Annotated in this window: 26 protein-coding genes; 11 read left to right on the forward strand and 15 right to left on the reverse strand. The window is 73.8% G+C overall.

The genetic code is table 11. From position 1 onward, the window contains the following. Positions 1-29: 29 nt before the first annotated feature. From PV410_RS33595 to PV410_RS33605, 3 genes are all read right to left on the reverse strand, one after another. Positions 30-644: a class I SAM-dependent methyltransferase gene (locus tag PV410_RS33595; protein ID WP_500329572.1), complete on the reverse strand. Its 615-nt coding sequence runs from the start codon at positions 642-644 to the stop codon at positions 30-32. After that, complete coding sequence (locus PV410_RS33600; protein WP_500329574.1) at positions 607-1,818, reverse strand: PP2C family protein-serine/threonine phosphatase; 1,212 nt, start codon at positions 1,816-1,818, stop codon at positions 607-609. Before PV410_RS33600 ends, PV410_RS33595 begins: the two co-directional genes overlap by 38 nt. A 172-nt stretch (positions 1,819-1,990) precedes the next feature. After that, entirely contained in the window at positions 1,991-2,422 is a 432-nt protein-coding gene (locus PV410_RS33605; protein ID WP_500329576.1) for an ATP-binding protein, read from the reverse strand. 198 nt (positions 2,423-2,620) lie between these two features. Here PV410_RS33605 and PV410_RS33610 point away from each other — a divergent pair, with 198 nt between their 5' ends. Continuing rightward, positions 2,621-3,385, forward strand: a complete 765-nt coding sequence (locus PV410_RS33610) for a YqjF family protein (RefSeq protein WP_500329577.1) — start codon at positions 2,621-2,623, stop codon at positions 3,383-3,385. A gap of 25 nt (positions 3,386-3,410) precedes the next feature. On the opposite strand, the gene PV410_RS33615 is transcribed toward PV410_RS33610, so the two are convergent. From PV410_RS33615 to PV410_RS33650, 8 genes are read right to left on the reverse strand one after another with little or no spacing between them, the layout of a single operon-like run. Further along, entirely contained in the window at positions 3,411-3,809 is a 399-nt protein-coding gene (locus tag PV410_RS33615) for a gas vesicle protein K (protein ID WP_500329579.1), read from the reverse strand. Continuing rightward, positions 3,806-4,033: a gas vesicle protein gene (locus tag PV410_RS33620; protein ID WP_500329581.1), complete on the reverse strand. Its 228-nt coding sequence runs from the start codon at positions 4,031-4,033 to the stop codon at positions 3,806-3,808. Before PV410_RS33620 ends, PV410_RS33615 begins: the two co-directional genes overlap by 4 nt. Continuing rightward, entirely contained in the window at positions 4,030-4,833 is an 804-nt protein-coding gene (locus PV410_RS33625) for a GvpL/GvpF family gas vesicle protein (RefSeq protein WP_500329582.1), read from the reverse strand. Before PV410_RS33625 ends, PV410_RS33620 begins: the two co-directional genes overlap by 4 nt. Next, positions 4,826-5,275 (reverse strand): gas vesicle protein, encoded by a 450-nt coding sequence (locus tag PV410_RS33630; RefSeq protein ID WP_500329584.1) that lies wholly within the window; start codon positions 5,273-5,275, stop codon positions 4,826-4,828. The genes PV410_RS33625 and PV410_RS33630 overlap by 8 nt, the downstream gene beginning before the upstream one ends. A gap of 14 nt (positions 5,276-5,289) precedes the next feature. Next, positions 5,290-5,544: a gas vesicle protein GvpG gene (locus PV410_RS33635; RefSeq protein WP_018559348.1), complete on the reverse strand. Its 255-nt coding sequence runs from the start codon at positions 5,542-5,544 to the stop codon at positions 5,290-5,292. Between the two features lie 15 nt (positions 5,545-5,559). After that, on the reverse strand, positions 5,560-6,273 hold the full coding sequence (locus tag PV410_RS33640; RefSeq protein WP_500329731.1) for a GvpL/GvpF family gas vesicle protein: 714 nt from the start codon (positions 6,271-6,273) through the stop codon (positions 5,560-5,562). Positions 6,274-6,275: 2 nt separating this feature from the next. Continuing rightward, positions 6,276-6,758 (reverse strand): gas vesicle structural protein GvpA, encoded by a 483-nt coding sequence (locus PV410_RS33645; protein WP_500329586.1) that lies wholly within the window; start codon positions 6,756-6,758, stop codon positions 6,276-6,278. A 29-nt stretch (positions 6,759-6,787) separates the two neighbouring features. After that, positions 6,788-7,150 carry a gas vesicle protein GvpO gene (locus PV410_RS33650; RefSeq protein WP_500329588.1) on the reverse strand — a complete coding sequence of 121 codons (363 nt, stop codon included), beginning with the start codon at positions 7,148-7,150 and terminating at the stop codon, positions 6,788-6,790. Between the two features lie 126 nt (positions 7,151-7,276). Here PV410_RS33650 and PV410_RS33655 point away from each other — a divergent pair, with 126 nt between their 5' ends. Continuing rightward, positions 7,277-8,020: a histone protein gene (locus tag PV410_RS33655; RefSeq protein ID WP_500329589.1), complete on the forward strand. Its 744-nt coding sequence runs from the start codon at positions 7,277-7,279 to the stop codon at positions 8,018-8,020. A 336-nt stretch (positions 8,021-8,356) separates the two neighbouring features. On the opposite strand, the gene PV410_RS33660 is transcribed toward PV410_RS33655, so the two are convergent. Beyond that, positions 8,357-9,013, reverse strand: coding sequence for a class I SAM-dependent methyltransferase (locus PV410_RS33660; protein WP_500329591.1), 657 nt, complete (start codon positions 9,011-9,013; stop codon positions 8,357-8,359). 148 nt (positions 9,014-9,161) lie between these two features. Here PV410_RS33660 and PV410_RS33665 point away from each other — a divergent pair, with 148 nt between their 5' ends. Further along, entirely contained in the window at positions 9,162-10,328 is a 1,167-nt protein-coding gene (locus tag PV410_RS33665; RefSeq protein WP_500329593.1) for a MalY/PatB family protein, read from the forward strand. 152 nt (positions 10,329-10,480) lie between these two features. After that, entirely contained in the window at positions 10,481-11,572 is a 1,092-nt protein-coding gene (locus PV410_RS33670; protein WP_500329595.1) for an NAD-dependent epimerase/dehydratase family protein, read from the forward strand. A 43-nt stretch (positions 11,573-11,615) separates the two neighbouring features. On the opposite strand, the gene PV410_RS33675 is transcribed toward PV410_RS33670, so the two are convergent. Together PV410_RS33675 and PV410_RS33680 are read right to left on the reverse strand one after the other, a co-directional pair. Beyond that, positions 11,616-12,584 carry a YihY/virulence factor BrkB family protein gene (locus PV410_RS33675; protein WP_500329597.1) on the reverse strand — a complete coding sequence of 323 codons (969 nt, stop codon included), beginning with the start codon at positions 12,582-12,584 and terminating at the stop codon, positions 11,616-11,618. 83 nt (positions 12,585-12,667) lie between these two features. After that, a complete protein-coding gene (locus PV410_RS33680) occupies positions 12,668-13,189 on the reverse strand; it encodes a hypothetical protein (protein WP_500329599.1) in 522 nt (173 codons plus the stop codon). A 100-nt stretch (positions 13,190-13,289) separates the two neighbouring features. On the opposite strand from PV410_RS33680, the gene PV410_RS33685 reads away from it, so the two are divergent. The 5 genes from PV410_RS33685 to PV410_RS33705 all read left to right on the forward strand — a co-directional run bounded on the left by PV410_RS33685 (position 13,290) and on the right by PV410_RS33705 (position 17,656). After that, the gene (locus tag PV410_RS33685; protein ID WP_500329601.1) at positions 13,290-14,771 is read left to right on the forward strand and encodes an AlkA N-terminal domain-containing protein; all 1,482 of its coding nucleotides are present in this window, start codon (positions 13,290-13,292) and stop codon (positions 14,769-14,771) included. A gap of 104 nt (positions 14,772-14,875) precedes the next feature. Further along, entirely contained in the window at positions 14,876-15,391 is a 516-nt protein-coding gene (locus PV410_RS33690; RefSeq protein WP_500329603.1) for a methylated-DNA--[protein]-cysteine S-methyltransferase, read from the forward strand. A gap of 11 nt (positions 15,392-15,402) precedes the next feature. After that, entirely contained in the window at positions 15,403-16,140 is a 738-nt protein-coding gene (locus PV410_RS33695) for a 2OG-Fe(II) oxygenase (protein ID WP_500329604.1), read from the forward strand. Beyond that, on the forward strand, positions 16,137-16,973 hold the full coding sequence (locus PV410_RS33700) for a hypothetical protein (RefSeq protein WP_500329605.1): 837 nt from the start codon (positions 16,137-16,139) through the stop codon (positions 16,971-16,973). The genes PV410_RS33695 and PV410_RS33700 overlap by 4 nt, the downstream gene beginning before the upstream one ends. Further along, the gene (locus PV410_RS33705; RefSeq protein WP_500329607.1) at positions 16,970-17,656 is read left to right on the forward strand and encodes an alpha-ketoglutarate-dependent dioxygenase AlkB family protein; all 687 of its coding nucleotides are present in this window, start codon (positions 16,970-16,972) and stop codon (positions 17,654-17,656) included. The genes PV410_RS33700 and PV410_RS33705 overlap by 4 nt, the downstream gene beginning before the upstream one ends. Here the strand turns inward: PV410_RS33705 and PV410_RS33710 are convergent. Beyond that, complete coding sequence (locus tag PV410_RS33710) at positions 17,610-18,824, reverse strand: MFS transporter (RefSeq protein WP_500329609.1); 1,215 nt, start codon at positions 18,822-18,824, stop codon at positions 17,610-17,612. The two genes, PV410_RS33705 and PV410_RS33710, sit on opposite strands and share 47 nt — an antisense overlap. A gap of 74 nt (positions 18,825-18,898) precedes the next feature. On the opposite strand from PV410_RS33710, the gene PV410_RS33715 reads away from it, so the two are divergent. After that, the gene (locus PV410_RS33715) at positions 18,899-19,870 is read left to right on the forward strand and encodes a transcriptional regulator (protein WP_500329611.1); all 972 of its coding nucleotides are present in this window, start codon (positions 18,899-18,901) and stop codon (positions 19,868-19,870) included. A gap of 17 nt (positions 19,871-19,887) precedes the next feature. After that, positions 19,888-20,391, forward strand: a complete 504-nt coding sequence (locus PV410_RS33720) for an Lrp/AsnC family transcriptional regulator (protein WP_500329612.1) — start codon at positions 19,888-19,890, stop codon at positions 20,389-20,391. Positions 20,392-20,416 lie beyond the last annotated feature (25 nt).

Below are 20,416 nucleotides of genomic sequence, written 5' to 3' on the forward strand. Positions count from 1 at the left end.
CACGCGCCGCCGGCGTCGGGGGCGGACGGTCAGGGCGCCGCGCCGGGGGTGCGGGCGACGGTCAGCGCGACCGAGCGGTCGCCGATCCGGACGACGCGGGCGACCGGGGCGTGCAGGCCCGAGGCGGCCGCCAGGTCCGCGGCGTCGCGTGCCGTCACGGGGAGCGGCAGGTCGCGTGCGACGAGCGACGCGAAGGGGCCGGAGGCCCGGAAGCCGGACGCGAGGGGGAGGCTGTACCCGACACGGCCACCAGGCCGCAGGACGCGCCGCCAGTCGGCGAGGGCCCGCCCACCGAGGAAGTGCAGGGACGACGCGCACAGGACCAGGTCGAGCGCTCGGTCGGCGCAGGGCAGCGGCACGGCGTCCGCGACCCGCCAGTCGATCGCCCCGGGGGCCGCCAGGCGCTCGGCGCGCGCCCGGCCCGCGGCGATCATGGCCGCGGAGACGTCCACGGCCAGCACCGCGGGGTCGGCGGACGAACGGGAGCGGGCGAGCGTCAGGGCCACCGCCCCGGTGCCGCAGGCCACGTCGGCGACCCTCCGGTCCACCGGCGTGGGGTCCGCCAGCTCGATCAGGGCCGCGGCGACGGCGTCGTGATGGTCGTCGTCATAGTCCGCGGCCAGCAGGTCGAACGCCTGGCTCATCGGCGTCCGCTGCCGTGTCGGCTCCAGCGGGGGTCCGTGCATTTGGTGGCGGTCCTCCCAGGGCGTCGCGCACGATCGCGACCACGGCCATGTCGTCCTGCAGCGGGGCGGAGGTGTGGGCCAGCAGGTCGTCGGTCATCTCCCGTACGAGCTGGTCGGGGCCGCGGTCGCCCCACTCCGCGACCCGGCTGATGAGCGGGTAGAACTCCCCGTCGCCGTTCCGGGCCTCGGTCACGCCGTCGGTGTAGAGCAGCAGCCGGTCGCCGGGGGCGAAGGTGAAGGTGGTGGGAGCGTAGCTGCTCCCGGTCAGTCCGCCGAGTCCCAGCGGCGGCGCCGGTTCGGGGACGTCGAGGGTGGTGACCGTGCCGTCGTGGAGGAGGATCGGCGGCAGGTGCCCGCAGCTGACCACGTGCACGTACGGCTCGTCGTCGGGGATCTCGACGACGGCGGCGGTGACGAAGCGCTCCCCGACGTCGGTTTCGCCCGGCCCGTCCCACGCCTGGGTCAGCTCCCAGCGGACGCTGCCCTCCAGCGACTCCATCAGCTCCGCCAAGGGCGCCTGCCGGTGCGCCGAGGCGCGGAACGCCCCGAGGACGGTCTCGGTGTCGCCGATGGAACCCAGTCCCTTGCCACGCACGTCGCCTATGAGCAGGCGGGTGGCCCGGGCCGTGCGGGCGACGGCGTACAGGTCGCCGCCGATGCGCTCACCGTCGCCGGCGCTGCGGTACGCCGTGGCGATGGACACCGGCCCGGCTTGGCGCGGCAGCGGGCGCAGCAGCACGCCCTGGGTCGCCTGCGACACCGCGCGCAGCTCCGCGAGCTCATGTCTGCGGCGCTCGCGCAGGGCGCTGATGAGGACGAGCAGCAAGGAGAGCAGCACCAGGGAACCGAGCTGGACGAGGACGTTCTCGGTGAGGAGCGTGTGCCGCTCGGCGCCCGCGGCGACGAGGGCGAGCACCGCCGCGAGTCCCGTCAGGGCCCCGTACACGGCTCCGGCGAAGGCGGAGGCCAGCGCGACGGGGATGACCAGCACGTGGGCGAGGTGGATGTCCTCCGGGAGGAAGTGGTCGGCGACCGGCACCGCCGTGATGATCGCGATCATCACGGCGAGGAAGACCCTGCAACCCGATCCGATGGGATCCTGCATCGCCGAGAGACGGGACCCGAGCTCCATGCGGGTGCCTCCCTTCCCGCACCCGGGCCGGGTGCGACCACGACAAGCCCTCCCTCTGCGCGATCTCAACATACGGGCTTTTCGTTTTCTTCCGGACAAAATTCTCGTACGGGAATCCATCATCCGACGTCCGGAGGTATGGGCGGAAGATCCACGGGCACTTTCCGGGGGCTCAGGCGGCCAGCAGATCCGCCCAGCGCCCGCTGCCACGGCTGCGGGTACCGACGCCGGAACCGATGCCGAGGCTGTCGACGATGGCGGCTCCACGGCCGTGCTCGCCGGGGCCGCGGCCGGCGGCCCAGGTGCCGTGCCGCGGCGCGGGCCCGCCGTCGGTGACCTCGACGCGGATGATCGCCGTGCCGTCGACCTCGCCGCGGCGCAGGCGCAGGGCGACCGGTGGCAGCGCGTGCTCCACGGCGTTGGTCACCAGTTCCGAAACGACGAGGACGGCGTCGTGGACGGCCTCCTCCGGCACCGACCAGCCGGTCAGCACGGTGCGGGCGGTGCGTCGCGCGACGGCGACGGCCACGGCGCGGTGCTCGAGCTCGCACACGTACACGTCGGTGCGGCCGGCCGATGACGAGGTGGCGTACCAGTGCGTCATGTCCATCACTCCCCACGCCGAAGGGCTGCTCCGCAGCGTCACCGGTATGGGGAAGAACCCCCTGTCCGTCCCCAACGGATGCGGGGCCCCGGCACCCGCTCACATGGTGTACCCGGCTGTGACCTCCTGAACCCCACGTGTCACAGCGGTTGCGCAGCGCCTGCCGGAGGCCCGTGGCACGTCTGCGATGCTGGTCGCGTGCCGCCCCCGCAGACCACGCCCGAACCGATCACCGCGGACCCGCCCGACGTCGCCGCCGGCCCGCTGCTCACCCAGTCGTGGCTCGACCTGGCCTTCCTCCACTGGGCGGCCGACCCCGCCGATATCGCGCCGCTCCTGCCGGCCGGCACCGTCCCCGACACGCTCGACGGCGCCACCTACGCCGGCCTCGTCGCCTTCCGCATGCACCGCGTCGGCTGGTTCCGTCTCCCGGGCGTCCCCTACCTGGGCACCTTCCCCGAGACGAACGTCCGGCTGTACTCCGTGGACGCCCACGGGCGGCGCGGTGTCGTCTTCCGGTCGCTCGACGCGTCCCGGCTGATACCGGTGGCGGTCGCGCGCGCCGCGTTCCGCCTGCCGTACCTGTGGTCGCGGATGGCGATCCGCCGCGACGGCGACACCCTCACGTACACCAGCACGCGCCGTTGGCCGGGCCCGCGCGGGGCGCACTCGCGGATCAGCGTGCGCGTCGGCGAGCCCGTCGCGGAACCCACCGAGCTCGAGCACTTCCTCACCGCGCGCTGGGGACTGCACAACACCTTCTTCGAGCGGCAGCTGTACCTGCCGAACTCCCACCCCCGCTGGCCGCTCCACCGCGCCGAACTGCTCGAGTGCGACGAGAGCCTGATCACGGCCGCGGGCCTGCCCGCCCCCGTGGGCCCCCCGGTCAGCGTCCTGTACTCTCCCGGCGTCCCCGTCCGCTTCGGCCGCCCCTCCCGCCCGGGCGGCATCCCCACGCCCTGAGGCCTTGCGGCTCCGGGGCCGCGGCTCAGTCGGGCGGGAGGAGCGTGCCCAGGGGCCCGAGGTCGAGGTTGAGGTCGGACATGGACAGGCCGTACTGCACGCACAGGCCTTCCATGCGGTCGTGGAGGATCATCAACGTGGCGCCGAGGCGTTCCTCCTCCTCCTCGGTGAGGTCGCCCGCGTCGACGCGGTGGAGGGCCTGGCGTTCCATGAGCTGGCGGAGGAGTTCGACGAGGGTCAGGACGAGTTTCATCAGGTCGCGTTCGACCGTGTCGGGGTCGGTGCTGATGCGGCGCGCGGGGCGGGGGGACGGGGTGTCGCGCGGGACGGCGGGGAGCAGGCGGAAGGCGCGGGCGGCTGCGTCGGCGACCTCGCCGAGGCGGTCCGGGGGGTGGGCGTCGCCGGGGAGCGCCGGGGGTGTCATGGGCCGGGCCCCGGGCCCCACGGGGAGGGGGTGCGCTCGCTGACGGAGACGATCAGGGCGCGCAGGGAGATGCGGACGAGGTCGATGTCGGCGATGGAGAGCACCACGTCGCCGGTGAGGACGACGCCGCCGCTCAGGAGGCGGTCGAGCAGGTCGACGAGGGCCACCTGACGCTCCGCCAGGGGGTCGGGGGTCCGTTCGGGGGTCCGGTCGGCGGCGGTCACGGCGGCACGTCCGCCACGTCCGCGTCGGGGAGGGCGGCGAACGAGTACGGGGCCCAGGGGCCGGTGACGTCGACGCGCACCCCGGGCAGTCCTTCGCCGGCGGCAAGGACGCGGGCGCGGAAGGCCTCGGCCTGCTCGTCCGCGAGGAGGAAGGCGTCGTTGAGGACGTTCTCCCCCGCGCCGGCGGCGAGTTGCCCCTGCTGCACGCGGTGCCGGGCGTGCCCGGTGGCCAGTTCGCGGCCGATCGTCTCGACGCGTGCGGCGGCCTCCTCCGCCGCGCGGTAGGCCTCGTCGCGGGAGTGCCGCTGGGCGCGGCGGGCACGCAGGTAGGCGCGGCCAGGGCTGAGGTCCTCGCCGGCGCCGGCTCCGGCGGGGCCCGCGGACGCAGCCGCCGGGGCCTCCACGTAGATCTTGACCCCCCATTCGAGGTGTCCTGCGAGCCGCTCCAGGACCTGCGTGAACGCCGCGTCGTCGTCCCGCAGCACGGCCAGGACGCGTGCGTCGTCCAGGTAGACCGTGGCCAGCCGCAGGGGCAGCACGGTGGTGTGCGCCGAGAGCGCCTCGATGACGGTGTGGTGGGCGCGGGCGACGGTCTCCAGCCAGTCCAGGTCCTCCAGGTGGCGGCGGAGGGCGTCCTCCCGGAAGTCCGCGGCGGGCACCGGGCTGACGGCCGCGGCCAGCGGACCCGACGTCACGAGCCCCACCGGCGCCCCGGCGACGCCCGTCAGCGCGGCCAGGGCGCCCTCCGGAACGCCGCCGCCGCGCAGCACGGCGTACGCGTAGCTGACCCGGTCATCCATCGTCCGTCCCGGGATCGCCGCCGCGGCGGTGCGTCGCCGAGGAGGACCGCGTGCGGTGGCGGGAGGCCACGCTGCCCCGCGGCGTGTCCGTCAGCTCCCGCCCTTCCTTCAGTGCTTCGATCTCCTCGCGCAGCCTGCGGTTCTCCTGCGCGAGCGAACTCTCCCCGTGGGCCCGGGAGGACAGCGACGGATCGTGCTCCCACCAGTCGATGCCCATCTCCTTGGCCTTGTCGACGGAGGCCACCAGCAGTCGCAGCTTGATGGTGAGCAGTTCGATGTCGAGCAGGTTGATCTGGATGTCGCCGGCGATGACGATGCCCTTGTCCAGGACCCGCTCGAGGATGTCCGCCAGGTTGGCCGAGGACCCCTGCCCTTGGGCGTACTGCTGGGGAGCGGCCCTCGTGGGGTACGAGCCGAGCCGGCCCGCCGGGGAATCCGTCACTGCGTCACCTCGTCTCAGGGCGCGGGCTCACCGCGCCGGAAGGCCGCGATCTCGTCGAGCCGGTCGAGCAGTTCCTCCTCGCGGGCCTCGAAGGTCTCCTCGTCGATCCGTCCGGCGAGGAGCTCCTTCTCCAGGGCGGCGAGTTCGCGTTCGACGGGCTCGGGGTCGTAGTACTCCTGCTCCGCGGCCTCCAGTACGCGCTCGACCACCCAGCCCACCCCGCGCACCGGCGCCAGGGGGAGGGTGACGATCTGGGTGAACAGTCCCATGGGGGCCACTCCCTCTCACACGAAGCTGTACGGGGGCAGCGGTCCGAGCAGCCGGAAGTCGCACTCCTCGCCCACCTGGTTGGCGAGGCTCAGCTGCGTGGCCAGGAACATCTCCTCCTTGCTGTCGTCCACCAGGAAGGAGACGCTGAGGAAGTCCTGTCCGCCCGGCGGGGAGGCCACGTCGTCCCGGACGAAGGGGCGCAGCGCCTCGACGATGCCCGCCCCGAGGGCCTGCTGGCGGGCCTGCACCTCGTTGGCGAGCAGCTCGCCCAGCATCAGGGGGATGTCGGGGGACGCGGCTCCGCCGCGGATCTCCTCGTTCAGCCGGCGCGCCTCGTCGTTCTCCTCCAGGATCCGGCGCAGCAGGGAGTCCTCGTCCCACGAGACCTTCAGGTGGTACTCGGCGCAGCCCTGCAGGTTCTTCAGCTGCTCCCGGTACTCCACCGCACGGTCCTCCAGCGCGGCCTTCACGGCCTCCTCGTCGGGTGCCGTGAAGCCGAAGCGCAGTGGCAGCACGGCACCGTCGGCCATCAGCCGTTCCTGCACCTCCTGATGGGCGAGCACGTCCCTGCGCCGGGGACGCAGGTCCTCGGGGGCCTCGCTCACGACCGCGGAGAGCTCGGCATTCGTCACCGTGCGCAACTCCTGGCCCGATCCGCCGACGGCCGTGAGGCCGTCCAGGCGCAACGGGTGGTCCTTCGCGGTGATGGAGTAGACGTAGACGGCCATGCTCATTCCCTCTCCCGCCGGGAAGCCCGCCCGGTGCTCCTGCGCCGCGGCTGCCGGGGCTCCTCCTCGTACTCCGCTTCCTCCTCTTCGGGCTCTTCCTCGTACTCGTCCTCCTCCTCGTCCTCGTCGCTCCCGCCCTTCAAGGTGTCGGTCACGGCCTCGACGGCGCCGGACAGGGCACCCTTCGACTTGCCCTTGGCCCCGCCCTCGGTGATCTCACCCACGAGATCGGTGAGCTGGGTGGGCTGCTTTCGCCCGGATTCCAGGTCAAGCCGGTTGCAGGCTTCGGCGAAACGGAGATATGTGTCGACGCTCGCCACGACGATCCGGGCGTCGATCTTGAGGATCTCGATGCCCACCAGGGACACGCGGACGAAGACGTCGATGACGAGCCCCCGGTCCAGGATCAGTTCCAGGACGTCGTAGAGGCTCCCCCCGCCACCACCCCTCGACATGCCGCCCCCGCTCTGCGGCACCACGGTCATGGCGCCTCCCTTCAGCGCCTTGTGTCGGGTCAGGCGCGTCGGTCTATCTGCCCCCGCGTGTAACGGCGTGTCCGCTCGTACGCCACCAGGTCTCCTTCCTCGTCCAACGTCACGTGGTACGTGGCCATCACACTGGTCGTCTGGGGCACGCGCTCCAGTTCCAGGACCTCGACGTCCGCTTCCCAGCCGTCTTCGGTCGGTTTCACCGCGGAAACGGATTCCGGCCTGCGACCGAGGAGTTCGGAGAGTTGCTCGGACGCGGACCGCATGGCCCAGGCCGCCGAACGTTTGCGGGGCCGCCGGGACCGCTCGGCGCTCGAACGCCGTGCCGTGCCTTCGCTCCGGGTGGAGCGCGGGCCCCTTCCGGGGTCGCTCTTGTCGCTTGCGGCCATCCACATCTCCGGCTCTGGAGCGGCGCCACCCCTACAACAAAACGTACTATTTCAGCATATACACCTCACAAGGTGCGCGGCGACGGGTCGCCTCCCGCAGGGCGCAACTCCCGAAGGGAACAAGTGATGAAGGACTCGACCAGGCTCGCTCTGGCTGCCGCGGTAGCGGGCGGCTACGTTCTCGGTCGCACCAAGAAGGGGCGGCTCGCCCTCGGAATGGCGACCTTTCTCGCCGGTCGCCGCGCCGGACTCGATCCGCAACAGTTGGTGACCGAGGGTATTCACAAGCTCAAGGACCTGCCTCAGGTCGCCCAGCTCAAGGAACAGGTGGGCGGAGAACTGATGGACGCCGGGCGCAAGGCGGTCGTCGCCGTCGCGGACCGGAAGCTCGCGGATCTCGCAGGGACCTTGCACGACCGTACGGCCCGCATCGGCAGCAAGAAGGAGAAGCGCGAGGACGAGGAACCGGACGAGGAGGAAGAGGAGTACGGACCGGAGGACGAGGAGGAAGAGGAAGAACCCGAGGAAGAACCCGAGGAAGAGGAAGAGGAAGAGGAACTCGAGGACGAGGAACCCGAGGAGGAAGAAGAGGAGGAAGAAGAGCCGGAGGCGGACGAGCAGGCCCCTCGGCGCCGTCGCCCGGCCAAGCGGCAGGCCCCCAGGCCGCCGGCGCGCAAGACCGCGGCCAAGAAGGCGCCCGCCAAGAGGACCCCCGCCCCCGCCAAGAAGGCACAGCCGGCGAAGAAGTCCGCCGCCAAGAAGACCGCGGCGCCGGCCGGCAAGCGGGGGGCGAAGAAGACCGCAGCACCTGCGAGGAAGTCCGCCGCGAAGAAGACGGCCGCCAAGAAGGCGTCCACACGGCGGAGGTAGCCCTATCGCCATAACAGCACAGGACACCGGTGTGGCACCGGCTGCCGGCCTGGATCGATCGACTGCTGACGGCTCCCTCGGCTTCGTCGGGGCCCGAATGGAGAACCTGGCCGGCGGGCGACAAGGTCTCCACCGGGACAACGAGTTGATGCATCGTCCGGCGCCCTGCACTGACCCACATCGCCCTCAGCTGCCATGCCCAAGGCCGCGGTCGGCGGCTCGACTCCAAGCACTTCCAGCGGTACGTGAGGACGCCCGCCGCTGACGTCCCGTCACTCCGCCCCCACCCACAGTGCCCCGGCGGGCCGTGGTCGGCACGGCCCGCCGCGCGTCGTTTCACCGCTCCAGGCGGCGGATCTCCAGGGTGTTGTCCACACGCGTCGTGGGCCGTCCGTCGGGGTCGTTCTGGACGCGCTCGTGCTCGTCGGTCAGCAGCACCTCCCACTCCTCCTCGGCAAGCTCCAGGCTCCGCAGCACCTCTTCCGGCGTCGGGAAGTGCACCTCAGGGTGCGGCTCGGTCTGCCAGGCCGGGAACCCGGAGTGCCCGACGACGAGCAGCACGCCCCCGGGTGCCACGGCCGCCGCCGCGGCGCGCAGGATGCGCTCGCGCGGCATGTCGTTCGGCGAGTGCAGGAACTGCGCGGAGACCAGGTCGTAGGTTCCCCCGGGGAACGTCTCGGACAGGTCGTGCCGTTGCCAGTCGACGATGCCGTCGGGGATGCCCTCCGCCGTCGCGTGGGCGGCGGCACGCTCCAGGGCGACGCGGGAGATGTCGACGGCGGTGACCCGCCACCCCTGCCGGGCCAGCCAGACCGCGTCGGCGCCCTCGCCGCAGCCCAGGTCGAGCGCGGTACCGGGCTTCAGGCGCCCGACCTCGCGGACCAGGACGTCGTTGGCCTTGCCGCTCCAGACGCGGTCGCTCCCGGCGTACCGGGCGTCCCAGAACTCCGCCTCGGATGCGGCGCCGGTCGCGCTGGTGGTGCCGTCGGTCATGGGTGTCGTCTCCTCCGTGCCGTGGATGTGGACCTGCCCCGACCATGCGGTCCCGCGCACTCGCCGGGCAAGTCTTCTTGCCGGTTCGGCAACACGTCCACCGGCCGCCCACTGCCCCGGCGGCTGACCGGCACCTATGTTTGGTGTCATGGACACCGCGTCGACTGACGACCACCCGCTGCGCCGCCTCACGCTCGACCAGCTCCGGCGCCGGACGAGCATGAAGTGGCGCACCCATCCGGAGGACGTGCTGCCCCTGTGGGTGGCGGAGATGGACGTGCCGCTGGCCGGTCCCGTGGCCCGCGCGCTCACGGAGGCGATCGCGGTCGGCGACACGGGGTATCCGGCGGGCACCGCGTACGCGGAGGCGCTGGCGGACTTCGCCCGTGAGCGGTGGGGCTGGGACGGTCTGGCCGTGGAGCGCGCCTCCATCGTGCCCGACGTGATGCTGGGTGTCGTCGAGATGCTGAAGCTCGTCACGGACCCCGGGGACCCGGTGATCGTCAACTGCCCGGTGTACCCGCCGTTCTACCAGTTCGTGACGCACATGGACCGGCGCGTGGTGGAGACCCCGTTCGGCTCCGGCCTGCGGCTGGATCTCGCGGCGCTTGAGGAGACCTTCGCCCGGTCCACGGCCGGCGGCGGCCGGGCCGCCTACCTGCTGTGCAGCCCGCACAATCCGACCGGCACGGTGCACACCGCCGAGGAGCTGTCCGCGGTGGCGGCGCTGGCCGGGTCGTACGGGGTGCGGGTCGTGGTGGACGAGATCCACGCGCCGCTGGTGACCGCCGAGGCGGCGTTCGTGCCCTACCTGAGCGTGCCCGGCGGCGAGAGCGGCCTGTCGCTGATGTCCGCTTCGAAGGCGTGGAACCTGGCCGGTCTGAAGGCGGCCCTCGCCCTGGCCGGGCCCGCCGCGGCGGACGACCTGGCGCGCATGCCGGAGGAGGTCGGTCACGGACCGAGCCACCTGGGCGTCATCGCCCACACGGCGGCGCTGCGCGACGGCGGCCCATGGCTCGACGCCGTGCTGGACGACCTCGCGCACAACCGGCGGTTGCTCGCGGGGCTGCTGGCCGAGCACCTGCCGTCGGTCGGCTACCGGCCGGCCCCGGGCACCTACCTGGCCTGGCTGGACTGCCGGGAGCTGGGCCTGGACGACGACCCGGCCGCCGCCTTCCTCGCCCGCGGGCGGGTCGCCCTCAGCGCGGGGCCCGACTTCGGCACGGGCGGCGACGGGCACGTACGGCTGAACCTCGCGACGACGCCCGAGGTGCTCACGGAGGCGGTGCGCCGGATGGCGAAGGCGGTCGGCTGACGCCGCGGCCGGGGTCTGAAAGGTCCCTCGCCGGGTAGCCGCCCTGGCAGACCGAGGCACGTCGGACGAGGCCGCCGTCACGCCGGGCAGCGCGGTCCGGCACCGTGCGGTGCCCGGGCGCTCGCGGCGGCCCCAGGGAGGCGAGGAACGTGATGGACGACTCCACGCCCGGGAGCGGCGGCGGCCTGCGCGTCGTCGTCGTAGGGGCGACCGGAAACGTCGGGACGAGCCTGGTGCGGGCGCTCGGCGAGGACCCGGCGGTGGCCGAGATCGTCGGCATCGCCCGCAGGATCCCCGAGGACTGGCAGCCCGCCCGTACCTCGTGGGTGCACGCCGACCTGGGCGACGACAGGACGCGCCTGGTGGAGCACTTCCGCGGTGCCGACGCCGTCGTGCACCTGGCCTGGCTCCTGCAGCCCACCCACGACCCCGCGATCACGTGGCGCACCAACGTCCTGGGCAGCATCCGCGTCTTCGAGGCGGCCGCGGCGGCCGGTGTGCCGGCCCTGGTGCACGCCTCGTCGGTGGCGGCGTACTCGCCCGGCCCGAAGCGCTACCCGGTCGACGAGTCGTGGCCCACGCACGGCTGGCCGGGGGCCGCGTACTGCCGGGAGAAGGCGTACGTCGAGCGCTACCTCGACACCTTCGAGCGGGAGAACCCGCGGCTGCGCGTGGTGCGCATGCGGCCGGGCTTCATCTTCAAACGGGAGTCCGCGGCTCAGCAACGCAGGCTGTTCGCCGGGCCGTTCCTGCCGAACCGGCTCGTACGGCCCCGCCTGGTGCCGGTCGTCCCCGACCTGCGCGGTCTGCGCTTCCAGGCGCTGCACTCCGACGACGCGGCCGAGGCCTACCGGGCGGCGCTGCACCGTCCCGTGCGCGGCGCCTTCAACCTGGCGGCCGATCCACCGCTGGACGCGGGTGAACTCGCCACGCTGCTCGGGGCGCAGGTCGTCCGCATGCCGCGGGGCGCGGTGCGGGCGGCGCTGGCCGGGGCGTGGCGGCTGCACCTGGTGCCGTCGTCGCCCGGCCTGTTCGACGCCGTCGTCAGACTGCCGCTGATGAACACCGCGCGGGCCCGCCGCGAGCTGGGCTGGGAGCCCCGCCACACCGCCACGCAGGCGATCGAGGAGTTCCTCGCGGGTCTGCGCGAGGGCGCGGGCGACACCTCCACCGCCCCACTGGCACCGGGCGGGGCCGGCAGCCGGCTCCATGAGGTCGCGACCGGCGTCGGCTCACGGCCGTGACGGTCCACGGCCGCGACGGCGCGGCGGCCGTGGCGCCGTCCCGTCATCGCCCTTCGTCGGCGTGCAGCCGCTCGGTGTCCTCCGGCTCGGCCTTGGGCACCGTCTCGTCCGGACCGTCGTCCGGGCCTCCGTCCGGCCGTGCCCGCGCCCGTTCGAGCTCGGCGTTGAACTCCAGCCCGAGGAGGACGGCGATGTTCGAGATCCACAACCAGACGAGGAAGACGATGATCGCCGCCAGGCTGCCGTAGAGCCGGTTGTAGTTGCTGAAGTTGGACACGTAAAAGCTGAAGAGGGCGGAGGCGGCGGCCCAGATGGCCACGGCCACAATGCTGCCGGGGCTCACCCATCGGAAGCCGCCGTGCTTTACGTTGGGCGCGGCCCAGTACAGCAGCGCGAGGACCAGGCTGAACAGCACGAGCATCACGGGCCATTTGGCGATCCCCCACACGCCGAGCGCGGGGTCGCCGACTCCCAGCACCTGACCCGTTCTGCGGGCCAGGGCTCCGGTGAGGACCACGCCGAGCGCGATGAGCGCCGTCACCACCAACAACACCACGGGAATGACGAATCGGGCGGCCAGGGTCTTCCACACGGGCCTGCCCTCGTCGATGTCGTAGAGGGCGTTGGCGGCCCTCATGAAGGTCGCCACGTAGGCGGAGGACGACCACACGGCGACCGCGATGCCGACCGCGAGGGCGAGTCCCCCGCGGCCGGCGCCGTGCTGCAACTGCCCGAGCACACCGGTCAGCGTGTCGCGCACCGGTCCGGGCGCGAGTCCGCTCGCGTTGACGATCAGGGGCTTGACGCTGGGGCCGCCCAGCAGACCGACGACCGAGACCATGACGAGGAGGGCGGGGAAGACCGACAGGACGGCGTAGTAGGTCAGCGCCGCGGCCCAGTCGGTCAGGTGGTCCGCCCAGAACTCCTTCACCGTGCGCCGGAGCACCACGCGCCAGGACTCCTGGGGGAGCTCGGTCGGCTTGCTGACGCCGGTCTGCGGGTGGCGGGCCATGCGCGATCACTCCCCTCAGGGCACACGTCCCCCACAGGAAACAATGCAAACCGCCCCATAATGCATGAACGACGCACCGGCCCTCAGTGCTGGAGCGCGACCTTCGCCGCCACGATGACCAGGCCCAGCACCAGGTTCACGATCCCCACCGACACCACCGCCCAGCGGGAGGCGCCCACCCGGATGACGGCCGCACTGGCCCACACGACCTGCTGGACGACGGCTATGGCCAGGGCCAGCCAGGCCGCGCCCTCCAGCCCGAGCCCCAGCAGGGGGCTCACCGCGACCGCCGTCGCGGGCAGCAGCGCGGCCTGCACGATCGGCCACTCGCGGACGCACACCTGGCGGATCTCGTGCCAGGTGACCCTCCCCCCGCGCAACCGGTCGCCGACGAAGCCCGCGTAGACGTGGGCGGCCCAGAACACCAGGCCGGTGCAGATCAGCAGCAGCACCAGTTGCAGGCGCGGGTACGGCCCCGCCGAGCCGGCCCCGGCCACCACCGAGGCGGCCAGCAGCGACCCGTAGACGGCGCCCGTGTAGTTGGCGCGTCCCGTGCCGGGAGCCTCCCGGCCGGCGAGGTCCCGCGGGGCGGAGCCGGCTGTCACCCCTTCAGGATCACCGAGGCGACCCGCCCCCGCACGGCCGTGCCGGGCGGGCCACGCCCGGAACGCGACGTCCGAATCCCGCCAGCGTTCCGCCCCCGCGATGCCGCACAGTGGAGGGGTGACGAACGACGCGACCGACGAGGACAGCAGGTGCGAGGCGGTGTGCAGCCGCGACGCGCGCTTCGACGGCGAGTTCTTCTTCGCGGTGACGACGACGGGGATCTACTGCCGCCCGAGTTGCCCGGCGGTCACGCCCAAGCGGCGCAACGTCCGCTTCTTCCGGACGGCGGCGGCCGCCCAGGGGGGCGGTTTCCGGGCCTGCCGGAGGTGCCGTCCGGACGCGGTGCCCGGGTCCGCGGCGTGGAACGCGCGGGCCGACGTGGTGGGCCGTGCGATGCGGCTGATCGGCGACGGCGTCGTCGACCGGGAAGGCGTCGCGGGGCTGGCCGCACGGCTCGGGTACAGCGCGCGGCAGGTGCAACGGCAGCTCAACGCCGAGGTGGGGGCGGGACCGATCGCCCTCGCGCGTGCGCAGCGGGCGCACACCGCCCGGATCCTGCTGCAGACCACGGACCTGCAGGCCGCGGAGATCGCCTTCGCGGCCGGTTTCGCGAGCGTACGGCAGTTCAACGACACCGTCCGCGAGGTGTACGCGCTCACGCCGACCGTGCTGCGGCAGGCGCGCCCCGCCCGGCACGCGGTCGCCGACGCCGCCGCCGGGGTGCCGCTGCGGCTGGCCTACCGGGGGCCGTACGACACCGGGCAGGTCTTCGACTACCTGGCGGCCCGCGCGATCACCGGCGTCGAGGAGATCACGGGGACCCGCGGCCGGCGCGTCTACCGGCGCACCCTGCGACTGCCGCACGGGCCCGCGGTCGCCGAGGTCGAGGAGGCGGCGCCCGGCAGGGGCGGTGACTGGCTCGAGTGCCGGCTGCACCTGACCGGGCTGCGCGACCTGACCACCGGGACACAGCGGGTGCGGCGCCTGTTCGACCTGGACGCCGATCCCTACGCGGTCGCGGAACGGCTGTCCGCGGACCCGTCGATGGGGGCCCTGGCCCGCCCCCGCCCCGGGCTGCGCGCTCCCGGGGCGGCGGACCCGCACGAACTGGCGGTGCGGGCGGTGCTGGGGCAGCAGGTCTCCGTGGCGGCGGGACGCCGGCTCGGCGCGGCCCTGGTCGCCGCCCACGGTGAGCCGCTGGCGGCGCCGAGCGGTGGCCTGACGCATCTGTTCCCCGACGCAGACACCCTCGCCGGGGCGTCGCTGGAGGCGGTCGGGATGCCGCAGGCCCGGCGGGAGACGCTGCGCGGCCTGGCCCGCGCCCTCGCCGCCGGCGAGGTCGTCCTCGACCCGGGCGCGGACCGGGACGGCGCGGAGAAGGACCTGCTCGCGCTGCGCGGCATCGGACCGTGGACGGCCGGCTACATCCGGATGCGCGCCCTGGGCGATCCCGACGTGCTGCTGGAGGGCGACGTCGCCGTGCGCGCGGGGGCCGCGCGTGCCGGTGTGCCGCTGGAGGACGCCGAGGGCTGGCGGCCGTGGCGCACCTACGCGATGCACCTGCTGTGGGGCGCCGGTTGACCGGGAGGCAGCGGGAATGCGACGTCCGATTCCCGCCGGACATCGGTGATGAACCACCGCAGAATCGTAAATGTCACTGAAAGTGCGAGGAAAGGGAAAGACCGATGACGGTCTACACGACGCTCGACAGCCCGCTGGGCGAACTGCTGCTGGTCGGCGAGGAGTCGCCCACCGCTCACGGCGGCACTGCGCTCTCCTCGCTGTCCGTGCCGGACCAGAAGGGCGGCGTCCTCGCGGCGGACCTGGTGGACGGCGCGCGTGCCGACGACGCCGCGTTCACCGAGATCGCCCGCCAGCTGCGGGCGTACTTCGCCGGCGAACTGACCGACTTCGACATCGAGTTCACCACCGCCGGCACCGCCTTCCAGCAGCAGGTGTGGAAGGCCCTGGAGACCATCGGCTACGGCACCACGCTGACCTACGCGGACGTCGCCGACGCGATGGGCATCCCCCGGACCTCGTCGCGCGCGGTCGGCACCGCGATCGGCCGCAATCCGCTGCTCGTCGTCCGTCCCTGCCACCGCGTGCTCGGCGCCAAGGGCGCGATCACCGGCTACGCGGGCGGGGTGGAGCGCAAGCGGCTGCTGCTGGACCTCGAGGCCGGGCACGGTACGGCGTGAGGACGACGGCCATGACCACCACCGCCGCACCCCCCACGACACCCCTGCCCGAGCGGGTCGACGCCATGGACTGGCCCGCGCTCGCCGCCGGACTCGACGCCCACGGGAGCGCCCTGACGGCCCGTCCGGTCCTCTCCCCCGCAGAGTGCCGGGCCGTCGCCGCGCTCTACGACGAGACCGGGCGGTTCCGCTCGACCGTCGACATGGCACGGCACCGCTTCGGCTCGGGCCAGTACCGCTACTTCGCGTACCCCGTCCCGGAGCCGGTGCGGGCCCTGAGGGCGGCCTTCTACCCGCGGCTGCTGCCGATCGCCCGCGACTGGGCGGCCCGGCTCGGGCAGCCCGCGCCCTGGCCGGACACCCTCGACGCGTGGCTGGACGTGTGCCACGCCGCCGGCCAGACGCGGCCGACCCCGATCCTGCTGCGCTACGGCGCGGGCGACTGGAACGCGCTCCACCGCGACCTGTACGGGGACCTCGTCTTCCCGCTCCAGGTCGTGATCGGGCTCGACGCCCCCGGCGAGGACTACACCGGCGGCGAGTTCCTGATGACGGAGCAGCGGCCGCGGGCGCAGACCCGGGGCTCGTCCACCACCCTCCCCCAGGGCCACGCGCTGGTCTTCACCACCCGCGACCGGCCCGTACGCTCGGCCCGCGGCTGGTCCGCCGGCCCGATGCGGCACGGGGTGAGCACCGTACGCGCCGGCCGCCGCCACACCCTGGGCCTGGTCTTCCACGACGCGGCGTGACCACGTACGTGCTGACCGGCCCGGACGGGCAGCCGTACCGCAGCGCTGTCCCGGGGACGCTCGGCGGGCACCGGCGCGGCCGGCTGTACGGCCGCCTCGACTGCCCGGCCGCCCTGCGAGCGATCGCCCGCGGCGGATACGTGCGGGAGCGGGTGTTCTTCGCGGACGAAGCGACGGCGGTCGCCGCGGGCCACCGGCCCTGCGCCCGCTGCCTGCCCGGACGGTACCGACAATGGAAGGCGACACCGAGGGAGCGGAACGCCATGATCTACCCCGACGCACCCGCCGCGGCACCGGCCTCGCCGCTGGTCACGCCCGAGGGGATCGCCGTGCTCGACGGCGTGCCGGCGCCGCGGCCGCACACCGGCTCGGAGCTCACCGCCCTGCTCGGCCTGCTCGGTGACGCCCGCCCCCGCCCGCGCGCTGTCGCCGTCGGTCACAGCCGGGACGCCGCCTCTCGTACCGCCGCAGGGGCCTTCGCCGCGGCGTGGCGCGCGTCGGGCGGCACCGTGGTGACCGTCGTGGACTGGCCCGAACGGGCCGCGTCCTGGTTGCGGGCCGCCGGGCGGCTGACCGCGCCGGCGCCGGACGCCTGGGTGGTGGCCGCGGCGCCCGCCGGGTGGGCGCAGCTGGCCCGGCGTCTGCGGCACAGCACACCGTGGGACCCGGCCCGTACGTACGGCTTCGCCTCCCTCGGCGACGCGCGCGTGGTGGCCGCCGCGGGCGCGGAGACGCTCCAGGGCCTGCGCGGCGCGGCCGCCGACGGCGGGACCTGGCGCGTGGACCGGGGCTGGGTGACCGCGGCCGCCCCGGGGACGGGCGGCGCCCGGTGAGCGCGCTCATCCCGCGCCCCCGGCTGCAGGTGGCACCGGGCGCGGTGCACGTGCCGGGCTGGCTCACCCTGGACCAGCAGCGGGAGCTGGTCGTCGCGTGCCGTGCCTGGGCCATGGGCCCGGTCCCGATCCGGCACACCCGCCTCCCCCGCGGCGGGGTGATGTCGGTGCGCACGGTGTGCATCGGCTGGCACTGGCAGCCCTACCGCTACACCCGTACCGCGGACGACGTGAACGGCGCCCGGGTGGCCCCCTTCCCCGACTGGCTGGTGGACCTGGGCCGCCGCGCCCTGGTCGAGGCGTACGAGGACCCCGCGGCGGGTGACGGCTACACCCCGGACACCGCGCTGATCAACTTCTACGACGGCGACGCCAAGCTCGGCATGCACCAGGACAAGGACGAGCGCAGCGCCGCCCCCGTCGTATCGCTGACCATCGGCGACACCTGTGTGTTCCGCTTCGGCAACACCGAGAACCGCAACCGCCCCTACACGGACCTGGAGCTCGCCTCCGGCGACCTGTTCGTCTTCGGCGGCCCGTCCCGCTTCGCCTACCACGCCGTGCCGAAGGTCCACCCGGGCACGGGTGACCCGGCCACCGGTCTCGCCTCCGGCCGGCTGAACATCACGATGCGGGTCACGGGACTGGACGACGGGACGCAGGGGCGGGCGCGGCGGCGGTGACGGCGTCCGCGGGGCCCGGGCGCAGGCCCGGGGCCAGCGCCAAGGAGACGGCGACGGAGACCGCGGCCATGACCGTCATCGCGGTGGCCGGGGAGGTGTGCTGGGCGACGGCACCGGCGAGCGCGGCGCCCAGGCCCTGGCAGGCGAGCATGCCCGAGGAGTGCAGTCCGAGGGCGTGACCGCTCAGTTCGTCCGGGGTGAGGGCCATCAGACGCTCCTGCAGCAGCAGGCTCGCCGCGTAGCCGACGGAGGCGACGGCGACGACGGCCGCCGCCAGGGGCAGGCCCGGGTGCAGCGCGAAGAGCAGGTAGGGGGCCGCGAGCAGCAGTCGCAGCGCGGCGCCGGCACGTTCGCGCCACCACGGCGGGACGAACCGGCCGGCCGTCGTGTCGCCGGCGAGCATGCCGCAGGCCGCGGCGGCCAGCAGCAGCCCGGCGTGGTCGGGCGCGTAGGGCACGAAGAGCGACTCGCAGCCGACGATCAGGCCGTTGGGCACCCAGAGCGCGAGGTACACGTAGCGGCGGGGCCGGGCGGACCACAGGAGTACGTTGGTCCGCCAGGTCTCGGCCGCCGAGGGGCGGCCGCCCGCGCGCGGGGGCCTGGGGCGCAGTCCGGTCAGGGCGGCGGCCGCGGCCGCGAGGTAGAGCGCCGCGCCGGCGAGCAGGACCCCGCGGGGGGAGAGTGCGGCCAGCAGCAGGCCGCCGGCGGCGAAGCCGCAGATCTGCATGGTGCCGGTCGCCATGTTCAGCACGGAACGGCCCAGCAGGAAGCCGCCCTTGGGCAGGATCTCGTGGAGCAGTCCGTAGCGCACTCCGCCGCCCAGTGACGCCACCAGGCCCTCGACGGGCAGGATGACGAAGACGGCCCACATCGGCAGACCGGGGACGGCCAGAACAGCGGTGCCCAGGGCGAAGAGCAGGGCGACCGCCGTGAGCGCGGCACGCGGCGGCAGCCGGTCGGCCGCCGACAGCAGCGTCGTCGCGCCCACCACCTGCGCGAGGGACGGGCCGAACATGGCGACGGCGGACAGCAGCGGCGAGCCCGTGGCGTCGTAGACCAGGGTGCTCAGGGCCAGCCCGCTCACCGTCTGCGCCGCGACCTGTCCGGTGGAGACCACGAACAACGGGGTGAACTCCCGTGTGCGGAAGAGTTCTTGGTAAGTGCGCATGGACCTGAGTCTCGGCGGCGGCGCACAGGGCGGTTAATGTTTCGCGCAGACGCGAAAGGTGAGGAGGGCGGCGCATGGGCTGGTGGCTGGTCGACGCGGAGACGCTGGTGGCGAGCCGTTTCGTCGTCTCCCCACTGGCCGAGACCATCGCGGCACTGAAGCTGCTCGACCGGGGCACGGCCGCGCACCCCGGGGAGCGCGCCTGGCTCGACGTTCATTTGGCGGCGTACCGCGAGCGGCTGGCCGCCGACCCGGTGACCGGGCTGCTGGTGCGCGCCGCCCTGGGGCGCACCTGGAACGCGGACTTCCTGACGCCCACGCCCAGCGGCGAGGGCAGTCCGGGATTCGAGGAGGAGCTGAGGCGGATCCGGGAGACCTCGCCGGAGGCCGCCCGTGAGCATCTGGCGGTGTCGCTGGGCAGACCGCTCCCCGAACGGCTGCGCCGCGCGGACCTGCCGGAGCGTGCGGCGGACGTCGTCGCCTGGGTGTGGACGCACACGGTGCTGCCGGACTGGCCGCGCCGCCGGCGGGTCATCGAGGCCGACATCGTGGCGCGTACCGCCCAGTTGGGCCGCGGCGGCTGGGCGGAGGCGCTGGACGACATGCGCCGGGGGATGCGCTGGCTCGGTGAGGGCCGGTTGCAGATCAACACGCGGGAGTACCCGCCGCGCGACCTGTCGGGCGCCCGGCTGATGTTCGTGCCCGTCACCCCGCGCACCGGGTGGGTGTCCTGGGACGAGCACGTACGGTACGCGGTGGTGTACCCGTGCTCGGGGGCGCTGGCCGAGGCGGGGCGGCAGCGGGTCCCCGAGGCCCTGGGCCCGCTGCTCGGTCCGGCGCGGGCCGCGGTCCTGGTGCTGCTCGCGACGCCGATGAGCACGACGCAGCTGGTGGCCCTGACCGGTCAGGGACTGGGCTCGGTGGGGCGTCATCTGAGGGTGCTGCTCGACGCCCGTCTGGTGCGGCGGCGGCGCGCGGGGCGTTCCGTGCTCTACTACCGGACGGAGACCGGCGACGCCCTGGTCGCGGCCCAGCAGGACGGCTGAGGGAAGGAGCACCGGGCATGGTCCACAGACCCGTGCCGTTCGACGAGCTCGACCGCAAGATCGTCGCGGCCCTGATCCTGAACGCCAGGACGAGCTTCGCGGAGATCGGCGCGGACATCGGCCTGTCGGCGACGGCCGTCAAGCGGCGGGTGGACCGGCTGCGCGAGTCCGGGATCATCACGGGTTTCACCGCCACCGTCCGGCCCGCCGCGCTGGGCTGGCGCACGGAGGCGTACGTGGAGGTGTACTGCGAGGGCGCGGCGCCGCCCCGGCGGCTGGCCGAGGTGGTCAGGAACCACCCGGAGATCACGGCGGCCATGACGGTGACGGGCGGCGCGGACGCCCTGCTGCACGTCCGGGCCACCGACGTCGAGCACTTCGAGGAGGTCCTGGAGCGGATCAGGACCGAGCCCTTCATCCGGAAGACGATCAGCTACATGGTGCTGTCGCACCTGCTGCCGGAGAGCCCGGAGGCGGGGGCGGGGCGGTCCGCCGCGGAAAGCGCAACGGACCTGCGCTGACGGGCCCTTCGACGCAGCATCGCTG

Origin of the sequence: Streptomyces sp. PA03-5A (genome assembly GCF_033792725.1) — a bacterium.
Classification (GTDB): domain Bacteria; phylum Actinomycetota; class Actinomycetes; order Streptomycetales; family Streptomycetaceae; genus Actinacidiphila.